Source organism: Pseudoalteromonas gelatinilytica (genome assembly GCF_001641615.1).
Taxonomy (GTDB): Bacteria; Pseudomonadota; Gammaproteobacteria; order Enterobacterales; family Alteromonadaceae; genus Pseudoalteromonas; species Pseudoalteromonas gelatinilytica.
On record NZ_LRRU01000020.1, the window covers coordinates 637,571 to 660,322 of the forward strand.

At 41.2% G+C, this 22,752-nt stretch carries 19 protein-coding genes; 6 read left to right on the forward strand and 13 right to left on the reverse strand.

The features are described from left to right. Positions 1–23 precede the first annotated feature (23 nt). Both NH153_RS15940 and NH153_RS15945 read right to left on the reverse strand, forming a co-directional pair. Positions 24–395, reverse strand: a complete 372-nt coding sequence (locus tag NH153_RS15940) for a hypothetical protein (RefSeq protein ID WP_156503650.1) — start codon at positions 393–395, stop codon at positions 24–26. A 197-nt stretch (positions 396–592) separates the two neighbouring features. Beyond that, positions 593–1,648: an NAD(P)-dependent alcohol dehydrogenase gene (locus NH153_RS15945; RefSeq protein WP_063705665.1), complete on the reverse strand. Its 1,056-nt coding sequence runs from the start codon at positions 1,646–1,648 to the stop codon at positions 593–595. 210 nt (positions 1,649–1,858) lie between these two features. Between NH153_RS15945 and NH153_RS15950 the strand changes: the two genes are divergently transcribed. The 3 genes from NH153_RS15950 to NH153_RS15960 all read left to right on the forward strand — a co-directional run bounded on the left by NH153_RS15950 (position 1,859) and on the right by NH153_RS15960 (position 5,717). Continuing rightward, entirely contained in the window at positions 1,859–3,601 is a 1,743-nt protein-coding gene (locus NH153_RS15950; RefSeq protein ID WP_063706181.1) for an ABCB family ABC transporter ATP-binding protein/permease, read from the forward strand. A 74-nt stretch (positions 3,602–3,675) separates the two neighbouring features. Then, positions 3,676–4,389, forward strand: a complete 714-nt coding sequence (locus NH153_RS15955) for a YebC/PmpR family DNA-binding transcriptional regulator (RefSeq protein WP_054561631.1) — start codon at positions 3,676–3,678, stop codon at positions 4,387–4,389. Positions 4,390–4,442: 53 nt separating this feature from the next. Further along, positions 4,443–5,717, forward strand: a complete 1,275-nt coding sequence (locus tag NH153_RS15960) for a leucine-rich repeat-containing protein kinase family protein (protein WP_063705667.1) — start codon at positions 4,443–4,445, stop codon at positions 5,715–5,717. A gap of 35 nt (positions 5,718–5,752) precedes the next feature. On the opposite strand, the gene NH153_RS15965 is transcribed toward NH153_RS15960, so the two are convergent. The 7 genes from NH153_RS15965 to glk form a co-directional block, all read right to left on the reverse strand. After that, positions 5,753–6,874, reverse strand: a complete 1,122-nt coding sequence (locus NH153_RS15965; protein WP_063705669.1) for a sterol desaturase family protein — start codon at positions 6,872–6,874, stop codon at positions 5,753–5,755. A gap of 181 nt (positions 6,875–7,055) precedes the next feature. Then, positions 7,056–7,499: a hypothetical protein gene (locus tag NH153_RS15970; protein ID WP_063705671.1), complete on the reverse strand. Its 444-nt coding sequence runs from the start codon at positions 7,497–7,499 to the stop codon at positions 7,056–7,058. Positions 7,500–7,624: 125 nt separating this feature from the next. Continuing rightward, positions 7,625–8,629: a type I glyceraldehyde-3-phosphate dehydrogenase gene (gene gap, locus NH153_RS15975; protein WP_063705673.1), complete on the reverse strand. Its 1,005-nt coding sequence runs from the start codon at positions 8,627–8,629 to the stop codon at positions 7,625–7,627. An 18-nt stretch (positions 8,630–8,647) separates the two neighbouring features. After that, positions 8,648–9,268 (reverse strand): bifunctional 4-hydroxy-2-oxoglutarate aldolase/2-dehydro-3-deoxy-phosphogluconate aldolase, encoded by a 621-nt coding sequence (locus NH153_RS15980; RefSeq protein ID WP_063705675.1) that lies wholly within the window; start codon positions 9,266–9,268, stop codon positions 8,648–8,650. Between the two features lie 34 nt (positions 9,269–9,302). Beyond that, complete coding sequence (edd, locus tag NH153_RS15985) at positions 9,303–11,153, reverse strand: phosphogluconate dehydratase (RefSeq protein WP_063705677.1); 1,851 nt, start codon at positions 11,151–11,153, stop codon at positions 9,303–9,305. A gap of 430 nt (positions 11,154–11,583) precedes the next feature. Beyond that, positions 11,584–12,597 carry a LacI family DNA-binding transcriptional regulator gene (locus NH153_RS15990; RefSeq protein WP_063705679.1) on the reverse strand — a complete coding sequence of 338 codons (1,014 nt, stop codon included), beginning with the start codon at positions 12,595–12,597 and terminating at the stop codon, positions 11,584–11,586. 22 nt (positions 12,598–12,619) lie between these two features. Next, on the reverse strand, positions 12,620–13,618 hold the full coding sequence (glk, locus tag NH153_RS15995; RefSeq protein WP_063705682.1) for a glucokinase: 999 nt from the start codon (positions 13,616–13,618) through the stop codon (positions 12,620–12,622). Between the two features lie 415 nt (positions 13,619–14,033). Between glk and NH153_RS16000 the strand changes: the two genes are divergently transcribed. The 3 genes from NH153_RS16000 (at position 14,034) to NH153_RS16010 (ending at position 18,336) form a co-directional block, all read left to right on the forward strand. Then, positions 14,034–15,053: a LacI family DNA-binding transcriptional regulator gene (locus NH153_RS16000; RefSeq protein WP_063705684.1), complete on the forward strand. Its 1,020-nt coding sequence runs from the start codon at positions 14,034–14,036 to the stop codon at positions 15,051–15,053. 192 nt (positions 15,054–15,245) lie between these two features. Then, positions 15,246–17,432: an OsmC domain/YcaO domain-containing protein gene (locus NH153_RS16005; protein ID WP_063705685.1), complete on the forward strand. Its 2,187-nt coding sequence runs from the start codon at positions 15,246–15,248 to the stop codon at positions 17,430–17,432. Positions 17,433–17,616: 184 nt separating this feature from the next. Continuing rightward, positions 17,617–18,336: a hypothetical protein gene (locus NH153_RS16010; protein WP_063705686.1), complete on the forward strand. Its 720-nt coding sequence runs from the start codon at positions 17,617–17,619 to the stop codon at positions 18,334–18,336. 8 nt (positions 18,337–18,344) lie between these two features. Here NH153_RS16010 and NH153_RS16015 read toward each other — a convergent pair whose 3' ends face one another. From NH153_RS16015 to NH153_RS16030, 4 genes are all read right to left on the reverse strand, one after another. Then, positions 18,345–18,773 carry a hypothetical protein gene (locus tag NH153_RS16015; RefSeq protein ID WP_338052262.1) on the reverse strand — a complete coding sequence of 143 codons (429 nt, stop codon included), beginning with the start codon at positions 18,771–18,773 and terminating at the stop codon, positions 18,345–18,347. Between the two features lie 22 nt (positions 18,774–18,795). Continuing rightward, complete coding sequence (locus tag NH153_RS16020; RefSeq protein WP_063705687.1) at positions 18,796–19,200, reverse strand: hypothetical protein; 405 nt, start codon at positions 19,198–19,200, stop codon at positions 18,796–18,798. A gap of 199 nt (positions 19,201–19,399) precedes the next feature. Beyond that, complete coding sequence (locus tag NH153_RS16025) at positions 19,400–20,296, reverse strand: sialate O-acetylesterase (protein WP_158685567.1); 897 nt, start codon at positions 20,294–20,296, stop codon at positions 19,400–19,402. Positions 20,297–20,352: 56 nt separating this feature from the next. Then, positions 20,353–22,752 carry a glucan 1,4-alpha-glucosidase gene (locus NH153_RS16030; protein ID WP_063705690.1) on the reverse strand — a complete coding sequence of 800 codons (2,400 nt, stop codon included), beginning with the start codon at positions 22,750–22,752 and terminating at the stop codon, positions 20,353–20,355.

The following is a 22,752-nucleotide window of genomic DNA, read 5'->3' on the forward strand; positions in this document are numbered from 1 at the left end:
TAAAAAGTAACGAAGGAAGTCGTTTAGCTATGATAGATCGTATTGGCTTTGTACAAGAGATTAGCGTCTTTCCAGCCACTAATGCGGGATTTACGTTGAGTGGCTAACGCAAACCATGGGATCACACGCACAGCACCTGGCGGCGCTAAAAAGTGCTCTTTTCCCCAATCTTCAGCAAAGAATTCAATCAATAGCTCGTAATCAGGATCAACCTGACTATGATAAAGAAACAATGATGAATTACTGGCAGTTAAACGCGGCACAAGGGTATCAAACCCCGATGGTTCTACCGGTTTAGGGTGTTCAACTGTATGAGTTTGAGAAATAACTGGGGTTTTAGTCAGCTCGACTTGGAACAATTTAGTCGCAGCATAGTGTGAGTGATTGTCAGGCATAGCCATGCTCTGTGCACTAAAGAACACAGTAAATAGCAAGATAATGACTGAGAAAAACCGTAACAAGAACTGACCAATAAATTAAGCGGATAACAGGGCTATAATGAGGGTAAAAAAATAAAACACAAGGTATTACTTAAATAAAAGTAACTAAAATAAAGCGAGCCTAACTAGACCCGCTTAGTTAGTTTAACTTTTTAAACAAGTGAAACTTCTAATGATGACATGTCGATAACAAAGCGTGAGGCCATATCACCTTGCTTTAATTTATCGAATGCGTCATTAATTTGGTCCATATTGATCATTTCGACTTCTGGCAGAATATTATGTAACGCACAGAAATCGAGGATCTCTTGGGTTTGCGCTATACCGCCAATTAATGAGCCAGCAACACGGCGACGCCCCATTAATAACGGCACTGAGTTAGACTCAGCAAGCTCACCTACTTGACCAACCAATACTTGCGTACCATCAATATCCAAAAGCGGAATATACGGCGTAAAGTCGTGTTTTACCGGAATGGTATTAATGATCACATCAAATTGATTAGCATGCGCTTGCATGGCTGCTTCATCACTCGATACCAATAAATCTTTTGCGCCATAAGATAAAACCTGCTGTTTTTTCTTATCACTACGGCTAATTGCCGTAACATGTGCGCCCATTGCAGCTGCGATTTTAATCGCCATGTGGCCTAAACCACCTAGCCCAATCACACCAACACGGCTACCTGGGCCGACATTCCACGTGCGTAGTGGCGAATACGTTGTGATACCCGCACATAGAATTGGTGCACATTTAGCAAGGTCTAAGCCTTTTGGCACGCTCAATACAAACTCTTCACGCACCACAATGTGCTTTGAATAACCACCTTGAGTGAGTTCACCACTGATACGGTCTTGTCCTGAGTAGGTTCCTACCATCCCTTCGCGACAAAACTGCTCTTCACCGTGATGACACTGGTCACAGCTTAAACAGCTATCAACCATACAACCTACAGCGACATTATCGCCTACTTTATATTTTGTAACGCCACTGCCTACTTCAAGGACACGGCCAACAATTTCATGGCCTGGTACGACAGGATACTGAGTCCAGCCCCAATCGTTTTCTGCTGTGTGTAAGTCTGAATGGCACACGCCACAATACAGAATTTCAATTGATACATCTTCATCACGAAGTGCACGGCGTTCAAAATGATACGGCTCTAATGGTTTTTCAGAATCATGTGCTGCATAACCGACGGTTTTCATGCTTACTCCTTAATTTTCTTCGTGTTTAACTCATGCAATTAACTAATTTGCTAATGCACTGGTGTATACTTCACTCAGTATAGAGGTAAATTTGCAAAGTTCACTTGCCTAAAACACGAAAGCTTTTGCCTATTTTTATCAAATTGATTTTAAGAGACCCCCATGCGTGGAATGAGCCGCAAAGAACAGGTGACAAGATCGCCTGATGCAATGAACCTATCACAAAGCATCAAAACACTCTGGCCCTATTTAATGACCTTTAAAGGCCGCGTTATTTTAGCCGTCTTAGCGCTTATTGCTGCAAAAGGCGCCACATTGCTGATGCCTTGGGCACTAAAAGAAATAATTGACGCGGTTGATGCGAGTATCAACCCGCTATTAAGCGTTCCTATTGCCTTGCTGATCGCCTATGGATTACTGCGCTTTGCCAGTGTGTTTTTTGGTGAAGTACGCGATGCATTATTTGGCCGTGTTACAGAGCACGCAATGCGCCATATCGGCTTAAAAGTATTTAAGCACTTGCACAGTTTAGAGCTTGCCTTTCACCTTGATAGGCAAACAGGTGGTATCAGTCGCGATATAGAGCGTGGTACAAATGGCCTCAGTTTTTTAATGCGCTTTTTGATGTTTAACATCGTGCCAACCCTATTTGAAATAATCACAGTAGCCATTATTTTTGCGACCTTATTTTCACCGTGGTTTGCATTGGTTACCGTAATCGTGGTCGCTATTTACATTGCTTTTACTGTGATTGTAACGCAGTGGCGAAACCGATTCATTCGTGAAGCAAATACTGCTGATAATAACTCTAATACCCGTGCTATCGACAGCTTGCTAAATTACGAAACCGTTAAGTACTTCAACAATGAACACTATGAAGCAAACACCTACGACAGCTTTTTAGCTAAATGGGAGCAAGCGAGGCTTAAAAATCGTTTATCTTTACTGGCACTTAATTCAGGGCAAGCACTTATAATCGCCGCGGCTATTACAGCGCTAATGTGGCTAGGTGCCAGCTCAGTGGTCAATAAAGAGCTGACAATAGGTGAGCTTGTGATGATCAATGCTTATATGATCCAGTTATTTTTACCACTTAACTTTTTAGGTTTTGTTTATCGTGAGATACGCCGAGCGCTGACTGACCTTGAAAATATGCTGGGGCTGTTAAATCGAAAAGCCGCCATTAGCGATGACAAAGATGCAAAACCATTAAAAGCAACCAAAGCAGCTATTCGATTTGAAAATGTGTCGTTTAGTTACGACAAACAAAGGCCAATTTTAAATAACTTAAGCTTTGAGGTTACGTCTGGCAGCAAAGTGGCGATTGTGGGTGCCAGTGGCGCAGGTAAAAGCACTCTAAGCCGCCTGCTCTACCGCTTTTATGATGTTGATGCGGGTAAAATTTATATCGATGAGCAAGCAATCAACACAGTAACACTTGAAAGTTTGCGCCAAGCTATTGCCATCGTACCGCAGGATACCGTGCTATTTAACACCAGCATTCGCGAAAACATCGCCTATGGAAATCCAACGGCAAGCGAAGATGAAATTGATAAAGCCATAAGCCTTGCCCATTTAGATGGATTTATTGCCAGCCTAGACAAAGGCGATAAAACCCTTGTTGGTGAACGCGGTTTAAAAGTATCAGGCGGTGAAAAACAACGCATTGCAATTGCCAGAGCCATTTTAAAAGGTTCACCGATTTTATTATTTGATGAGGCAACATCGGCGCTAGATTCGCATTCAGAACAAGCCATTCTCAGCGCGATGCGTGAAGTTGCACAAAGACATACCAGCTTAGTCATTGCGCATCGTTTATCAACAATTACTGACGCAGACAAAATTATTGTTATGAAACAAGGACGGGTTGTTGAGCAAGGTCAGCACCATCAACTGCTTGCAGCGAATGGTGAATACGCACGAATGTGGCAGTTACAGCAAAGCGAAGAATAAACACTGTTAACTAGTAGTTTAAATGATTAGAATAACCGCTTTATTTTTATCTATAACAAAAAGGCAACACGCAGATGGGCAGAGCTTATCAAAACAAAAAAGACTCAATGGCAAAAACTGCGGGTGCAAAAACCAAAGTTTATTCAAAGTACGGAAAAGAAATTTATATCTGCGCTAAGAATGGTGGTGTTGATCCCGATGGCAACTTAGCGCTTCGTCGCTTAATTGAGCGTGCTAAAAAAGACCAAGTACCTACGCATGTAATTGAGCGTGCAATCGATAAAGCCAAAGGCGGTGGCGGCGAAGATTACGTAGCAACTCGCTATGAAGGTTACGGCCCGGGTAACTGTATGATCATTGTTGACTGTTTAACCGACAACAACAAACGTACCTTTGCTGACGTACGTGTTTGTTTTACAAAAGCGAATGCAAAAATTGGTGCGCAAAACTCAGTATCACACTTATTTGATCACCTCGCTATTTTTGTATTTGATGGTGATGATGACGAGGCTGTTTTAGAAGCACTAATGATGGCTGATGTAGATGTAACAGATGTAGAAGTTGAAGACGGTAAAGTGACTGTATTCGCTCCACACACTGAATACAACAACACCCGTACAGCACTTGAAGAAATGGGAATTACTGATTTCCACGAAGATCTAATTGCTTTTGTGCCGCAAGTAGAAGCACCCATTGAAGGTGAAGACGTTGAAGTCATGGAACGCTTTTTAGCCATGCTAGAAGACTGTGACGACGTACAAAACGTTTACCACAACGCACAGTTTTAATTAAAAAGGCCAACCAAGTTGGCCTTTTACCTTTTAGCCCAAAGGAATCAACATTGAATACCCTCGAAGAGTTAAAAGCCGGTTCTCTACTAGGTTGTACACGGCTTCAGCTTGTTGCAGAACTAACTGAATTGCCAAAAGAAATTTATACCCTAGCCGATACGTTAGAAATCCTCGATTTATCTAATAATCAGCTAAGTGATTTACCTGACGATTTTTACAAATTAAAAAATCTCAAACGGCTGTTTTTATCATTTAATCAGTTTAAACATATTCCAGACGTGCTAAGAGAATGCCCAAACTTAATCATGGTGGCATTTAAAGGTAATCAAATTACTGAATTTAAAGCGCACTGTTTGCCAACGCAGATTGAATGGTTAATCTTAACTGATAATCAAATCCCCGCTTTACCAGATACATTTGGTGAGTACAGCAAGCTTAAAAAGCTCGCACTGGCAGGTAATCAGTTAACACATTTGCCAGTCTCAATGGCTAATTGTAAAGAGCTTGAGCTAATACGTTTAAGTGCCAATAAACTTACAAAAATTGAAGATTGGCTTTTAGCTTTACCGAAACTTGCTTGGCTTGCCTTCTCTGGTAACGATTTAAATCGCTCAACTAGCTTGCACTGTGAGCAGTTTAGCCAAATCGCACTGGATGAAATCGATGTTAAAAAGCAGATTGGCCAAGGCGCATCTGGGGTTATTCACTTAGCCAATTGGCATCAACAGCCTGTTGCCCTTAAGTTATTTAAAGGCGAGATCACCAGTGATGGCTATCCACTTGATGAGCTAAATTGCTGTTTAAAAGCCAGTGAGCATCGAAATCTCATAAAAGCATTAGGCTATGTTGATGAAGAGTCACAACTTGGTTTAGTGATGGAGCTTATCAGTAAAGAGTTTAGTAATCTTGGTTTGCCACCTTCCCTTGCAACTTGTACCCGTGACACATTCGAAGACAACTGCCAGTACGCGCCAGAAATGGTGCTAAAAATTGTTAAGCAAATGGCCAGTACCCTCGCTCATTTGCATCAAAAGCAAGTAAGCCATGGTGACATTTATGCCCATAACAGCATGATCAATTCACAGGGCGATTTATTATTCGGTGACTTTGGTGCAGCAACAGACTTATCAATGCTGACGCCTGATCAACAGCAGCTATTAGAAGGCATTGAAGTGCGCGCCCTTGGTTATTTCATTGATGATCTACTGACCGTAGTGAGTGAACAAAACGACATTACTAAGATGCTTTCTGACATAGCTCAAGAGTGCTTGGTACTAAACTCAGACAAACGCCCTCGCCTTTCTGAGCTAGTTTCGCGATTATGAGTATAGGTAATAATAAATAAAGCCTCTATGAGGCTTTATTTTTGCTTTTTAAACGGGAACACCTGCTGTTTTAACATACCTTCGGGCATGTAATCGCCAACCACACCATATTTATCGGGCCACTCTGCTTGACCTTTCACAGCAGTGCCAAAAAGATAATCTAAAAAAGAAAAATGCGCAGCATAGTTACGGTCAATGGCCGCTTTATCAGATGAATGATGCCAATGATGAAACTGAGGTGTAACCAGCAAATACTTTAGCCAACCAAACTTCACCCGAACATTAGCGTGGTTAAATACTGCCTGAAAGCCAACAATAATGACATAGAGGCTAATAACATCCGATGGAAAGCCGAGTACAAAAATTGGCGTGAGCACTAAGCTGCGCGTCACGAGTATTTCTAAAATATGCTGACGAGAGCCTGCAAGCCAATCCATCTCTTTTGCACTATGATGCACGGCATGAAAACGCCAAAGCAGAGGCACTTCGTGATAAGCCCTATGCACAAAATATTGCATTAAATCAGCTACTAAAATGATTAGAAATAGCTGCAGTAAAAAGGGCAGTTGAATAATAAAGCCTTGCACTGTATCAGACACAGCCCAGCCAAATGCATGATGCACGAACTGATTGGTTGCCAGCAACACAAAACCAATAATTAAGTGATTAACAAAGAAATGATTTAAATCACCCTGCCACTCAGAGCGGAGAATTTTTTGCTCTTTACGGTGCGGCAGTAGCTTCTCAATTAGAATAAAAATCAGTGTGGAGCCAAGTAAGTCAAGAATGACCCAATCCAGCCCCAAGTACGGCGTATTATCTTTAAAGTCGCCCACTTCAACATTCGGACCGCCAAATGCAATAGCAAGCAAGATCAACACCCAAGCCGTTGCACCGAGCCGTTTATTAGTATTACGAACAAAGTTCAACAACCCTAAACTGCCTGAAATAATTAATGCCACAAACATCAGCTGACGTAAAAACTCGACACTGTAGTTTTGCCTAAGCTCTGGGGTCGTTAAGTACTCTGGAAAATGAAAAGCTAATACCCCTAAGCAGGATAACACCGCTAAGAAACAAGCAATATAACCGCTAATATTGCCTTCACCCACTTGAAACTGCTCAGCTCTAAATAGCCGATGATAAAGACGTGTCATGATATAAAATCCATTTATCAATTTTTTGCAGCATAACACAGAAGAATTTAGGAACAAATATACGCTGAGTCATCACAAAAATGTGTAAATTACAAATTAATAGCGAAGAACTGTCTAATATTATTAAACATCCATATCCTTATGAAACGAAATGGCTTATAAAAGAATAAGCCTTTAACTATTACTGAAATGCTTTATCAAACTTATCTTGATCAAGGTATTTATCAAATGCACCTAAAGCATTACCCACACTTGGCTCAGCCATTAACTCTTGCATTGCAACTTCACCGACAATACCGAATGCGTTTTCCATTGCTCCCTGACCGCCGACATCAATCGCCGCCCTAGCTTGCTTTGGACAGTCTTCGGTTAATAAACGGGTAACTAACGCACCAACATAGCGATTAGTGTCATCTATATCTTGCTCTGTTACATTCGCGAAAGGTTTAATAATACTGTGCGTCGACATACCTAGATAAATCCACTTAGCGAGGTTCTTTCGTTCTTTACCATTTAGTGAATCTGTTAAACACACTGCAAGTTGTTGTGCTTCTTCTGATGCTGAAGCATAACTAGGCAGTAACGAGGTTACAAAGAATGAAGTAGTTAATAAGATTTTTTTCATTATCTTTCCTTGAAAATAATTACGCACAATAAAGTAATGTGAATCCAAATCAATTTCCAGTAAAAACCAAAAAAGCCACGATAAACGTGGCTTTGTTGGATAAAGCTTAAACTTTTACTGTTCTATTATAAGAACTGACCTAACGCTTTAACTTGGTCTAACATGCGGTTTGAGAAACCCCACTCGTTATCGTACCAAGCCATCACTTTAACAAGCTTACCATCTACTTTAGTTTGAGTAGAATCGAAGATTGAAGACGCTGGGTTGTGGTTAAAGTCGATAGAAACAAGTGGTAGTTCGTTGTATTCAAGAATACCTTGCATTGCACCTTCTGATGCTGCTTTAACGACTTCGTTGATTTCTGCTGCAGTTGTTTCACGCTTAGCAACGAACGTTAAGTCTACTAAAGAAACGTTGATTGTTGGAACTCGCACTGCCATGCCGTCAAGTTTACCCGCAAGTTCAGGAAGCACTAAGCCAACCGCTTTAGCTGCACCTGTTTTAGTTGGGATCATTGACTGAGTTGCGCTACGTGCACGGTATAAGTCTGGGTGATAAACGTCAGATAAGTTTTGATCGTTTGTGTAAGCATGAATTGTCGTCATGCTACCTTGCTCGATACCTACTGTGTCGTTGATTGCTTTTGCAATCGGTGCTAAACAGTTTGTTGTACATGATGCGTTTGAAATGATGTTGCTGTCAGCGTTTAATACTTCGCTGTTAACACCATGAACAACTGTTGCATCCATGTCAGTACCAGGCGCAGAAACGATTACTTTTTTAGCACCGGCTTCAATGTGTTTTGCAGCGGCTTCACGTGAAGTGAATAAACCCGTACATTCTAATACGATATCGACGTTTAATGCTTTCCAAGGAAGGTTTGCAGGATCACGCTCTTGCGTAAGGGTAATTTCATCATTACCAATTAGCATGGTGTTTTCAGCAAGTGTTACTTTTTGAGAAAATTGACCGTGTACAGAGTCAAATTGAGTTAAATGCGCGTTAACATTTGCTGGTGCTAAATCGTTGATAGCAACAATTTTGATTTCGTTGTTTTGAGCTGACTCATAAAGAGCACGTAATACGTTACGACCGATACGTCCATAGCCATTAATTGCAACATTAATCATTCTAATATCTCCCGTTAATTATTTTACTTCACTTGCTTGGCGAGCAAGCGCTTCAATGGCTTGCCAGTCTTTGTTTTCAATAAGTTGTTTATCTAACATCCAAGTACCACCTACACAAATTACATTTTTAAGTGCCAGGTAGTTAGGTGCTGTTTCAAGGCTAATGCCGCCTGTTGGGCAGAAAGTCACTTGCGGTAAAGGGCCACCAATTGATTTAAGCATTGCAGTGCCACCCGCTGCTTCTGCAGGAAAGAACTTTAAAAACTTAAAGCCTTGGCTTGCTAATTTCATTACTTCACTTGGTGTTGCTGCACCGGGTAAAAATGGAATATCAGACTCTTTAGCCAGTGCTAATAATTCGTCGTTTACACCTGGGCTCACCATAAAGTCAGCACCAGCTTCAACAGATGCATTAAATGTCGCTTTATCAATAACAGTACCTGTGCCAACGTATGCTTCTGGTACAGCTTCTTTCATTAGCTTTACTGCTTCTGCCGCAATCGGTGTTCGCAGAGTAATTTCTAATGCTTTTAAGCCACCGTTATAAAGCGCACGTGCAAGGGGTGCTGCATCTTCAAGTTTTTCGATAACAACAACCGGTACCACAGGTGCCGATGATAAAATTTTCTCAATGCTCATTGTATGTTCCTCATAGCCCAGTAACGGCGTATTATTATTCTAAACCGAAGGCGCTAGCGCCAAGGTCTGCACTACTTACTATATTTCTGAAACCTGCGAATAACTCTCGGCCTGTACCGTATGTATGACTTGGTTGGCTAAGTTGTAATTCACGTTTTGCTAATTCGTCATCGCTTACGTGTACTTTTAATACACCCGCTGGTGCGTCAAGTGTCACTAAATCACCTTCGTGAATTTTAGCGATTACACCACCTTCAACCGCTTCTGGTGCTAAGTGGATTGCAGCAGGCACTTTACCTGATGCACCCGACATACGACCGTCTGTCACAATCGCCACTTTGTAGCCTTGGTCTTGTAGTGTTGCCATTACTGGCGTCAACTTGTGAAGCTCAGGCATGCCTTTCGCTTTCGGACCTTGTTCTTTAATTACAGCGATAAAGTCTGTGTTTAATTCACCGCGGCTATATGCTTCTTGTAACTGACCTTGTGAGCTAAATACTTTCGCTGGTGCAGAAACAACCTGATGTGATTCAGCCACTGCTGATACTTTAATTACTGCCTTACCAAGGTTACCTGTAAGAAGCTGTAAACCACCTTGCTTGCTAAACGGGTTATCAATTGGGCGTAAAACTTCTTCATCGTGTGACTTTTCAGGACATGCAACCCATTTAACTTTGCTTGGACCTGTGCTGTTAGTCATGATCACTGATGTGTCTTTATCTAGCATTGGCTCTGTGGTGTATGCCTCTAGGCCATCACCAACAATCGTTTTCACGTCGTTGTGTAAGTAACCTTTGCTAAGCAGTTGCTTCATTAAGAAGCCCATTCCGCCAGCTGCTTGGAAGTGGTTCACATCAGCTGAGCCATTTGGATAGATACGCGTAAGAAGTGGCACAACTTCAGATAAGTCAGCCATGTCTTTCCACGTTAGGATCACACCTGCTGCTTTCGCAATAGCCACTAAGTGGATTGCGTGGTTTGTTGAGCCGCCTGTTGATAACAAGCCAACTAAACCATTAATAATTGTTTTTTCACTCACTACATCAGCAAGGCAGTTAGCATCTTTTGTTTCGATTAGCTGCTTTAACATGGTTTCTACAGCATGACCTGTTAAACCATCACGTAGTTCTGTGTAAGGGTTAATGAAAGAGCTACCTGGTAAATGTAGACCCATGATTTCCATTAACATTTGATTCGAGTTTGCTGTACCGTAGAAAGTACACGTACCCGCACTGTGATACGATGCGCTTTCTGCTTCTAAAAGCTCTTCGCGACTTACTAAGCCTTGTGCAAATTTTTGACGTACACGGGCTTTTTCTTTATTCGGGATACCCGATTGCATTGGACCTGCTGGTAAGAAATACGTTGGTAAGTGACCAAATGATAAGGCACCAATTAAAAGTCCAGGGACAATCTTGTCGCATACGCCTAAACAGAAAACACCATCGAACACGTCGTGCGATAAAGAAACCGCTGTAGACATTGCGATCACATCACGCGAAAACAATGACAGTTCCATACCATCACGGCCTTGTGTCACACCGTCACACATTGCAGGTACGCCGCCAGCAACTTGTGCTGTTGCATCATACTTAGTTGCAAGGTTTTTGATGATTTCTGGATAGTCTTTGTAAGGCACATGCGCAGAAAGCATGTCGTTATATGAATTGATAATCGCTAGATTTGGTTGCTCGTCTGCTTTTAAACGAGCTTTGTCATCGCTGCTACAAGCAGCCATAACGTGTGCAATATTACCACAACCTAAACCAGCACGAACTCTTGTTTGTTTTTTTGCGTGCGCGATTCGCTCTAAATAAGCTTGGCGGGTCTCTTTACTACGTTCAATAACGCGTTCGGTGACTTCTTGGATACGAGGATGCAACATAAAATTCGACTCATCTCTATAGTTAGAGGATAAAGGCTCAGTAACAATTACAGACTCCACGAAAATAATTGTACTGAGCATCTTTGATTTACCCGTTCAAAGGTACGCTGACAGGCTGTCTCTCACAACCAACCTGACACCGGTGTCACTGTATTAACTCACGACTGTGACACCGGTGTCAACCCTATCTGTTAAATTTAGTTTAATTTTTTAAAATGACCAAATAATGAACAGTTTTATTTTAATAAAATATGAGTAGAATTCATCTAAAGCACCATGATTAAAGGTGTAACCATAAGAAAGGTTATATTGTGAGCTTTATTTAAAAACAGCAACTTAGATCATAAAAATGCAATTTTTAGATTGAAAATAAAAAAGCCCGAGAACGCGTCACTCATTCTCGGGCTACTGTGAAAAAACAAGATGAAATTTATTTAATCGCTGCTGTCGACTCGCGAGTAATCAATTTTGCCTCAAGGGTTACTTGGTAAGGAGACTCTTGTGGGTCGCTAATATGGGTGATCAGTTGCTTAACCGCTTGCTGGGTCATTTCTTCTACTGGTTGTGCAATGGTCGTTAACCCTGGCCAGATATGGCGAGCAATAGGTGCGTTATCAAATCCAACAATAGAGATATCATCCGGCACTCTTAATTGCATTTGCGTAGCAAGTTTTAGCACCGCCGCTGCCATGTAGTCATTAGAAGCAAATACTGCTGTTGGGCGAGGGTTTAAATCTAGAATAGTACGCGCACTATCAACACCAGAGTGATAACTAAAGTTACCTTCTTCAACTAAGCGTTCATCAAACTCAATACCATTTGAGGCAAGTGCTCTGCGGTAACCTTTAAAACGCTGCTCTGTCGCACTGTGATCAGGGTGACCTTTAATGAAAGCGATTTCTTTATGACCAAGCTTAATAAGATGCTCTGTTATTTCAAAAGCCCCCTGCTCGTCATTACTTCTTACCGAAATAGAGTCATCTTCAAGTACCGCTGATGCGACACGAGCATACGGGATCTTTTTAGATTTTAAAAAGCTGACAAGTTCAGGAAAATCTGAAAATGGCGGGGTAAGTACAATACCGTCTAAACGAGAAGTTTGAATTAAATGTTCAATGTTGCTAATTAATTCTTCGCCTCGTAACTCGCAAGGGTGGATCAATAAGTTGTAATTAAGCTCGTGACACGCAGCTAAAGCACCGGTTTGCACACGGGTAATATAGCTTTTACTCGGATTATCGTATAAGCAACCAATAATGAAACTACGGTTTTGAGCCAAACCTCGAGCGATTGGGTTTGGCGTGTAATCAAGCTCTTTAAATACCTTAAGTACTTTTTCGCGCGTTGCATCACTCACGTTAGGCTCATTGTTGAGTACGCGAGATACTGTTTTTTTCGATACACCGGCATAGCTGGCGACACTGTTGATGGTTACTTTCTTCATCCGCTCTACATCCAACTGCTAGTTACGCGTTACTATTTACATGTAAACACGCAGCAGCACCAATGAATGGAATGTTGTCTTGTGTTACAAGCGTAACGGGGATCTGTGAAGTATATTGCGACATAATGCCTTTGTCTGCAAAACGCTCTACAAATCGACTAGATAATAGACGTTGTTGCATGCGAGGTAAAATACCACCACCAATAAATACGCCACCTAAAGCACCGAATGTCAGGGCTAAGTCCCCTGCTACGCTGCCGATCCAATCACAAAATTGATTAAGTGTTGCATCACACACTTCGCATTGACCAGTGGTTGCAAGCTCGCTAATTTGTGCTGCATCTAAATTTTTTGCTTCAACACCTTTAACCGCTGCCATAGCACGATATAAATGTGCGATCCCTGGGCCCGAGAACACAGTCTCAACAGATACATGATTTAACTGCTTTTTAAGCTCAGTGATTAACAAGCGGTCTAATTCTGTCACTGCCGCAAGAGAAATATGCCCTGCTTCGCAGCTAAGAACAGCGCTGCCTTGTGATGTGCGAACTAAACACGCAGCACCAAAACCAGTGCCTGGTCCCATAACCGCAATGTTCGCATTTTCATCAGCCTGACCTGCTTTAACAGCCATATTTTGCGAATCATCTAAATACGGTGCCGCATAAGCAAATGCAGCAAAGTCGTTGATGACTTCAAGTTGCTCGAATGAGAATTCTGCTTTTAAATCCGCAACATTAAAGTGCCAACCTAAGTTTGTTAAGTGAACTTGGCCTGCTTTAATTGGGCCTGCGACTGCTAAACATGCACGGCTTGGCTTAGGAAATGAAATTTGGCTGAAGTACTGGTTAATTGCACTTTCTAATGAGCCAAAATCAGCACTTGGGAATGTTAAATTGTGCTCGATAACAAACTGGTTAGTTTGTGCATTAAAGTCAGTGATTAAAGCGAAACGAGCGTTAGTGCCGCCGATATCGGCAACAAGAATAGGAGCAAATTCTGTGGTTGTCTGTGTGTTCATGATGTTTTCTCTATTTGTCTAAGCTAATTGCCGCTTATTTTTCTAGTTTTCAATGGCAAAGCCACTGTGTCTGCTAAACTTTGGGTCATTGCCTCAAAGAAGCTATCTTTTGTATTAAAAAAATGCTGCCCAAATGAATGGGCAGCCAAATACGTTTTGACAACAAAATGATAAAACAGTGACATTATGACACCGGTGTCAGATTAGGATCAATAAAAATTTTCATTATTTGTGCATGCATACGTATTTATTGGAAAAACCTGCGTATTAAGTATCGAAAAAGCATTTATATACGCATAAAAAATGCCTAGCTGTTTACAGAACAGCCACACACACGCCGCTTGTCACAAATAGCTTGAAAAAAATAATAAATAGCCGAAAATGGCAAATACTACTTCTGTTATTTGGTAACCATATGAAAGGTAAGGCGACATCTTTTGACATTGCACATTATGCGGGTGTGTCGCAGTCAACCGTTTCTCGCGCGCTGCGAAATAGCCCTTTGGTCAACGAAGAAACGCGTCGACGTGTTCATGAGGTAGCAAAGCAGCTCAATTATAAAGTTGATAAAAATGCCAGTAACTTAAGAACACAGCAAAGTAGCACCCTCGCCCTGTTATTATTTGAAGATCCAACTTCAGATGAATCACAAATAAACCCTTTCTTTTTAGCAATGCTTGGCAGTATTACTAGAGCCTGTGCGAAAGAAGGCTACGACTTACTGGTGTCGTTTCAGTCAAGTAGTTCAGATTGGCAAGCCGATTACGAAGACAGCCACCGTGCAGATGGTCTAATTCTGCTCGGTTATGGTGATTACCTCGATTATCAACCTAAATTTAAAACCCTAATTGACCAACACACTAAATTTGTCTGCTGGGGTGCAAGTGTTGATAACCGCCCTGATTTAACGGTGAGCTGCGATAACTACGGCGGTGGTAAATTAGCAGCAGAACATTTACTCGCAACCGGTAGAACCGATTGTGCATTTATCGGCGATGCTTCTGATCATAGCCCGGAGTTTTTTGCTCGCTACCAAGGTTTTAAAGATGCATTTTTAGCAAAAGGCATCAAACTAAACGAACGTAAAATGGCGAATGCCATTTCGACAGAAGAATCAGGCTATCACGCGACTCGCTCACTCATAGCAAATAACATCCGCTTTAACTCATTATTTGCGGCCAGTGACCTTATTGCTATTGGTGCTATTCGCGCGTTGAAAGAAGCAAAAATAAAGGTTCCTGATGATGTGCATGTTGTTGGCTTTGATAACATTGCGGTTGCCAGCTTTGTAAACCCACCACTCACCACTGTTCAACAAGATACCACCCTTGCCGGGCAAATGTTGGTCGATAACCTGCTCAAGCTTATTCGTGGTGAACACGTTGAGAATACCCTTTTACCGCCACGTTTAATTATTCGCGGTTCGAGTGTTTAATTTTGTGGCGATAACAGCCTTGTTATCGCCTACTTCCTACTCAACCAGACACTGATTGCATTAAAATTAGTTTTTTTTCGATTTACCCAAGACTATTACTTCGAAAAAGCAGATAATTACACCTATTATGATGAAAATGCTTATCTGGCATAACGCTTTAGATGGCAACGCGCACAAAGGTGGAATTTTTTAATGGAAATTAAAGTTAATTTTCTCGACAACCTCAGACTTGAAGCCAAGTTTGATGATTTCTCTGTCATTGCAGACCAACCTATTCGCTATAAAGGTGATGGCACTGCACCAAGTCCATTCGATTACTTCTTAGCATCTTCTGCATTGTGTGCGGCTTACTTTATTAAAGTGTATTGTAATTCACGTGATATCCCGACTGACGGTATTCGTGTTGCGCAAAACAATATCGTTGACCCAGAAGACCGCTATAACCAAATTTTCCAAATTCAGGTTGAGTTACCAGAAAGCCTTTCAGAGAAAGATCGCACAGGTATTTTACGCTCTGTCGAGCGCTGTACAGTTAAACGTGTTATTCAAACTGGCCCTGAATTTAAGATCGATACTGTTGAAAGCATCGAAGCTGATGCGCAAGCAATGCTGATGGCAAAACCAGGTGATGACAGCAACACGTTTATTTTAGGTAAAGATTTACCACTTGAAGAAACCATCGCAAATATGACGGCCATCCTTGAAGAGTTAGGGATGAAAATCGAGATTTCTTCTTGGCGTAATATTGTGCCAAATGTATGGTCACTTCATATTCGTGATGCAGCTTCGCCTATGTGCTTTACTAATGGTAAAGGTGCAACCAAAGAAAGCGCGCTATGTTCTGCTTTGGGTGAGTTTATTGAGCGCTTAAACTGTAACTTCTTCTATAACGACCAGTTCTTAGGCGAAGACATTGCCAATAGCGAGTTTGTTCATTACCCAAATGAAAAGTGGTTTGCACTGACTGATGATGACTCTCTACCAGAGGGCATTTTAGATGACTATACCCGTGAAATTTATAATCCAGATGGTGAGCTATGTGGCTCTCACCTAATCGATACCAACTCTGGCAATAAAGAACGTGGTATTTGTTCGATTCCTTATGTACGCCACTCTGACGGTGAAACTGTTTACTTCCCATCAAACCTAATCGAAAACTTATTCTTAAGTAATGGTATGAGCGCAGGTAACAACTTTGCCGAAGCAAAAGTACAATGTTTATCTGAAATTTTTGAACGTGCTGTTAAGCGCCAGATCATTGAGCAAGAAATTGTTTTACCAGACGTACCAGAGGACGTTTTAAACAAATACCCAGGGATTGTTGCAGGTATTAATGGCCTTGAAGAACAAGGTTTCCCTGTTGTAGTAAAAGATGCCTCACTAGGCGGTCAGTTCCCAGTGATGTGCGTAACACTCATGAACCCTAAAACAGGCGGTGTATTTGCCTCTTTTGGTGCGCATCCAAGCTTTGAAGTGGCGTTAGAGCGCAGCTTAACTGAGCTATTACAAGGTAGAAGCTTTGAAGGCTTAAACGATGTGCCTAAACCGACGTTCAATAGCATGGCTGTGTCTGAGCCAGAAAACTTTGTAGAGCACTTTATTGATTCAACGGGCGTGATTTCATGGCGTTTCTTCAGTGCTAAACACGACTATGAGTTTGTTGAGTGGGATTTTTCTGGCAGCAATGAAGAAGAAACAGCGAGCTTATTCGGTATATTAGAAAGCTTAGGTAAAGAAGCTTACATTGCTGAATTCTCAGACCTTGGTACTGCATGTCGCATTTTAGTGCCTGATTTCTCAGAAGTGTATCCAGTAGAAGACTTAATTTGGGACAATACCAATAAAGCACTAAACTTCCGTGAAGATATCCTAAACCTGCATCGTTTATCAGAAGATCAACTTGCTGATCTCGTTGAGCGCTTAGAACAAAGTGAACTTGATAACTATATTGATATCATCACCTTAATCGGTATTGAGTTTGATGAAAACACTGTATGGGGTCAGTTAACGATTCTTGAGCTGAAGCTACTTATTTACCTAGCACTTGGTGATTTAGAAGCAGCAATGGAGCTTGTTGAAGCATTCTTACAGTATAACGACAATACCATTGTTGAGCGCGGCCTATTCTACCAAGCAATGCATGCAACGTTAGAAGTCGCACTGAGCGATGACCTTGAGATTGAAGATTACATTCATAGCTTCACCCGTATGTTTGGTCAAGAAACGATGGATGCAGTTGTTGGCTCAATCAACGGCGATGTAATGTTCTATGGTTTAACAGAAACCAGCATGAAGCTTGAGGGCTTAGATAGACACCTTCGTTTAATCGAAAGCTACAAAAAGCTACACACTGCTCGCGCTAAAAAAGCTGGGCTATAATCAGGTAAATCGAGCTGTAAGCAACCAACTTACAGCTCCAACCCTTTGTTTAATAAGGGAATTAATTAATATCTCAATAAAACACTTACATTTTAATGTAATTGCACTGTAAGCAACCCTACCTTGTCCAGTTCTGTTTAAACTGATAAATTTCGCTCAAGTTTCACCCTATCGATTTTTTTAAATGGACTTAAAAGGCTTTATTACTGCCCATCTTATTCTACTTGTCCTGTTTTGCTCTCACCCTTGTTTTGCAAAAATAACAATTGGTGTATCGAGCGAAAATGGCGAATCATTAAAGTACTCACGTAAAGACTTTCACGGTGAATTAAAATCGGCTTATAGCTGTGTGATCAATCACCTAGATACCGATTACGATGTTATCACTGTACCGCAAGCACGGCTTATCAAAATGTTGCAAAACAATGAAGTAGATATAGCCATGCCACTTTTATTATTACCACAGAGAGATCTATTTGCGGTTCGCTCAGCAACAATTTATCAAGTTGGATATGAACTGATAAGCCAAAGCGCAGACCCAGATTTGAGTATCGAGAATTTACGCAGGCAGGCTAACTTGAACGGTATCGTGTATAAACGCGGTACTGGGGCACGTACCTTAATGCTTAAATATTTAGGCATTGATAAAAATGAATCGCTAAGCCATGAGCATCAAGTCAGTACATGGCAACAAGCCGTTGATTTCGTAGCTAAGAATAGAGCTGGTATCACAGCCCTACCGACTGTAATTGCAAAAGATATCGAGCCTCACCACTTTAATGGCGTTACGCGTATTAAAATGCCAGACCACCAATTAGGGCTATATATGTCATCACGTTTTGCCAAAAGTGCTGAAGCTACTGCTATCAACGATGCATCAAAAAACTGTAAAGAAATTAGATAAACGATAGGTTATTTAATTTGCTCAGTCTTAAGCTCAGCTAAACGGCTTTCGACTTGTAAACGCTCTTGCTCTGTTAGTTCGCCATAAAACTTGGGGTATGGCCAGCCATAACCCCAACGAAAGCTGGTAGGTAAAAAAGGTGTGCCACCCACTCTGACCCCAGCAAGCATCAATACTGCAATTTCTTGCTCACCTACTTTTGCAACACACTTTTTTAAATCAATGTCAGCTTGCTCTCGTTGCTTGAAAGTACCGCCTTGCCAATATGCAAGGTCATGGGCTGTACAGCAAGCCAACCATAAGTTTTTATGTTCTAAGGTACCATCAGGAAAAGAGCTGCAACCATCTGTAGTGAAGGGTTTAAGTTCAGCACTACTGGTAATAGAAACATGAAAAAGTAACATCAAACCTAGGATAACGTTAGGATAATTAGCCACGCTCAAGACCTTAAGTAACGACTTAATACTCAACTTGGTACGCAAACCCTTCACAACTCAGCGCTTTTTGGCAATCAGTATCTGCATGTGCACTGATATAACACTGTCCATATACAATCGCATTGCCACCCCTTTGCTGTACTTTACTTTTAAGAGTATCTTGGAGTTGACTTCTAGATCCATCAATATCATCAAACGGACCCGCTTGTGGTAAATGCATATCACTTTCTAATTGGCAATAATAGCTCGAAACCTGGCCAAGAAATGTTGCTCTATAGCTCACTAATTGGCGATCTGTAAATACTTCAACATTGTGACCTCGTACTGAAGTTTCAACATCACCAAGCACATATTCACCCACGTTTGTATTTATTGCACAAGAACACAATAAGCTAACACTCAATAAAGTAGATAAAACCCTATACATATTTGTACCTTCCCTGCATTGATTGATCGGCTTCTAACTCCGCCAAATAATAATGGCTTTTGTTAACTGAACTAAAGATAAGCAATCTTAACGTACCTATATAGGGAAATCACAATTAAATTGTAAAAAAGTGCAAAACAAAAAAACCGCCTAGATTAGTTCGGCGGCTTAATTATTTAAGTAGTTATTTAAAAGAAATCTACTTAGCTAATGTGTCGGCTGCTTTTTCTGCAAAAAGGTTACCTAGTTTTATATAGTAATTACTTTTATAGTGCCACTTATCTTCAATGAATTCGACAGGTTCATCAAAGGCGACTAAATGAGCATTAGCATTTGATTTAACAAACTTTTTCTGAGCATCCCATACACTCTCTATATATGGCATCATGCGTGTTTCTGGTGTTTTACCAGAGTCTTCGATTCTGCCAAGAATGATTGGTAACTCTTTATTGCCAAATGTCATTTTCATATCATTCATTAGGCTTGTTAAATTAGCGAAATAAACCTTAGATGCTTGTTCATGATAGGCATCGGCCTCACCCTGCATCCAAATGATCCCTGCTGGTACTAAAGTATCTGCTTCACCATCACCATCTATATCATTGTTAGCTAATGCAGTTCTTACTGTAGTTTGAAAGTTATCCCATTGATTGATCTTGGTGTTGTCAGCATAGTTCTGCCCCCATGTACCAAAGCCAGATGCCCCAAGCGCAATAGATGAGCCACCACGTGCATATTTGATAATGGCTATTTTCTTATCAGTGATCTCAGATAAGCGTTTACCAAAACTCAATTCAGGACCAAACCTGTCAGATAAAATAATCGAATGCTCTGTCGATCTTGCGCCTGTACCAAAGCCCGGCATTAAATTAGTCCAAACACCTTTACCGCCATTTAATGCATCATCAGCAACCGGGTTACCAAAAAAGAGTAAGGTATTTTCAACTGGTTTTTTATACTGCGCTGGTAGGTCTTTATTAAAGCCAAATCCTTCCATATTTGATTGGCCGCCCATAAAGTAAAGTAAATAGTCATCCGCTTTACTTTGCGTACTCATTGCGAGTAAAGCATATAAGGCTAGTTTTTTTAACATCATTTTCCCTTGCTCCAAAAGCAACATGCCCAATAAATATTGGGCATGTCAATTACGTTTTACTTCAATACATCTTCAACAACTGGGTAATGATCCCACACATGTTTATCGCTCACTGAACGGAGTAACTTGATGTATTCAGCATGAGTCCAAGCAAGTGGTGTGGCTGAATTTGTCCCCTCACCTAATTGATAGCCTGCTTTATTGTTACCTACGCCATCCCAAACTTGTTCAGGTAACATCATGCCTTCATTGGCAAATGCTTCCATACCTTTTACATAGGTGTCTTTAATCGCTTGTTGCTTCATCGCATCTAGGCTGTTGGTTGCGTTTGCAGCAGCGATTTCATAGTGACCACGCTCACCTGTGAAAAACGGCCATACACGACCACGTTGACCCGGGGTGTTGTTACCACCTTCAGCGTAGTTGTTACCTGTCATTTGGTCTTCACCGTAACCATCGTTACCATAACGGCGATAGCCTGGGAATGAGCCCGAGCCATCAGCAAAATTAAAGGTGTAACGTACTTGTAGGTTATCAACTAAGGTTTCATCATCATACTCTGGTAATGTTTTTACAATGCTTGGCGCAAGTGCATCACGCACACCATAGCGAACAAGCTCTAAGAAACCACCATCAAGGATCTGCTTTTTGTCAAAACCTTCACGGCCATTATTGGCATTAAGTGTGGTTGATGAGTTTGGATCTTTGTCTTGACCAATACGAATGAAATATTCACCATCGCTATTTTCAGACTTAAGGTTACCTTGAGTCGTAAACATCGTGCTTTCTATTTCACTGTTGTAGGTTTTAGCCGTTGCTAGGTAACGCTCTGCATTTTTAGTGTCACCTGCTTTTTTAGCAATATCAGAAGCTGTCACAAGGCCTGCAACAACCGCAGCCGTTGTTGAAGGAGAGAAACCATTTTGTTCTTCCCAGCGCTCTTGTTGCGTAGCAGGCGGTGTAATTTGAGTGTCATTCCAAAGAATTTTCGCAAGACCACCATCAACTAAAAAATCAGCAGCTGGTTTTAACATTTTGCCATACCAATCTGTCAGCTCTTGATCGCTAAGTACGCCAGCTTGATGTAGTTTCCACGCTAACATAATTGGCATTGCTGTTTGGTCAAGCTGAACTCCTACCCACTCAAGCTCACCATCAACATGCGTCTTTTGTAAGAACCAACCCGTATCACCACCATTGCCAGGTGTGTTATCTGTTACTTGTACTTTTTCTAGATATTCAAACGCCGTTTTAGCGGTACGTGTATCACCCATGGCCATAAATGCCATTGCTACTTGATAGAAATCACGTACCCAAACCGCTTTATAACCGGTAGAACCTGTTTTAGCTGATACTGTTTCACCCCAAGGGTTAGACAGTGACGCAATTAAAGCACCGGCATGAGTTTTATCTTCTTGCGCTTTCAACACCATGGCGCTTGTATAGAGCAGCTTACCATTATCTGCGGTGCTGTTAGTTAATGTGCTCAAAGGTTCAAGGCTTGCTAAGTAGTCTTGCCAACCAATTGCAGCACCTTCACCGTTATATGCAGCAAGTACTTTTTGGTAGCCTTGATTTAAACTTGCTTGGCCTTCTTTTAAGCTTGCAGCTTCAGAGTTACCAAAGCTTAAAGCTAAATCAAAGGTGGTGTTTTTTGATATTTCACCAAGCTCTGCAAGTAAGCTTACATTACCCGACTTATCACCAGTATTTTGGTAAGTCGTTGATAGTGATTGCGATGCTTTTAACTCTTTTAAGCCATCACTTACCCCCGTAAAGCCAACGCTTGCTTGCTTAAATGGTTGAGCTGCTTGTAAAGATAAAAAGTTATCATCTTGCCAAGCAACTAGACCCTTGTCCGTCACTTTTGCAAAATCATCTAAGCCGTTGTTATCAATGTAAGGGTTTACATTAACGTAGGCTTTCACACCTTCAAGGTCGGTATTAAATACGCTACGAACAAACAATGTTTGGCCGTTTGGATCTGTAAAAATATGCTTTTCTAAAGTGAAACGACCTTGTTTATCTTTACTTACGACTTTGTAAGCAAGCGATAATGGGCGACCAACGTCGTCTTTGTATAAATAATCAATGCTTACATCAAGATCATCGCTCTCTGTAACGGTAAAGTCTTTACCGACTACAACAAACTGCATATCTTTGATTTGCGCCTGGTGAATTAAACCAAACATAGTTTCTGTGATCATGCCTTTCGCGATTGAGAACCATACTTTTGATACTTTGCCAGTAGCAGCTGCATCGCTATAGTGGCCGTCTTGGTATTGCTCGTAAGAGGTACCAATACCCGTTTTACCTGAGTAAGCCCAAAAAGGCTCAACACCCGGAGCTCCTGGCGCAGACACTTGCTCAACTGCTGTATTAACTGATTGCTCTGAACTACAAGCTGTTAAACCTAACGCTAACAAGCTTGCCGTAATAAGATTAAATTTTTTCAT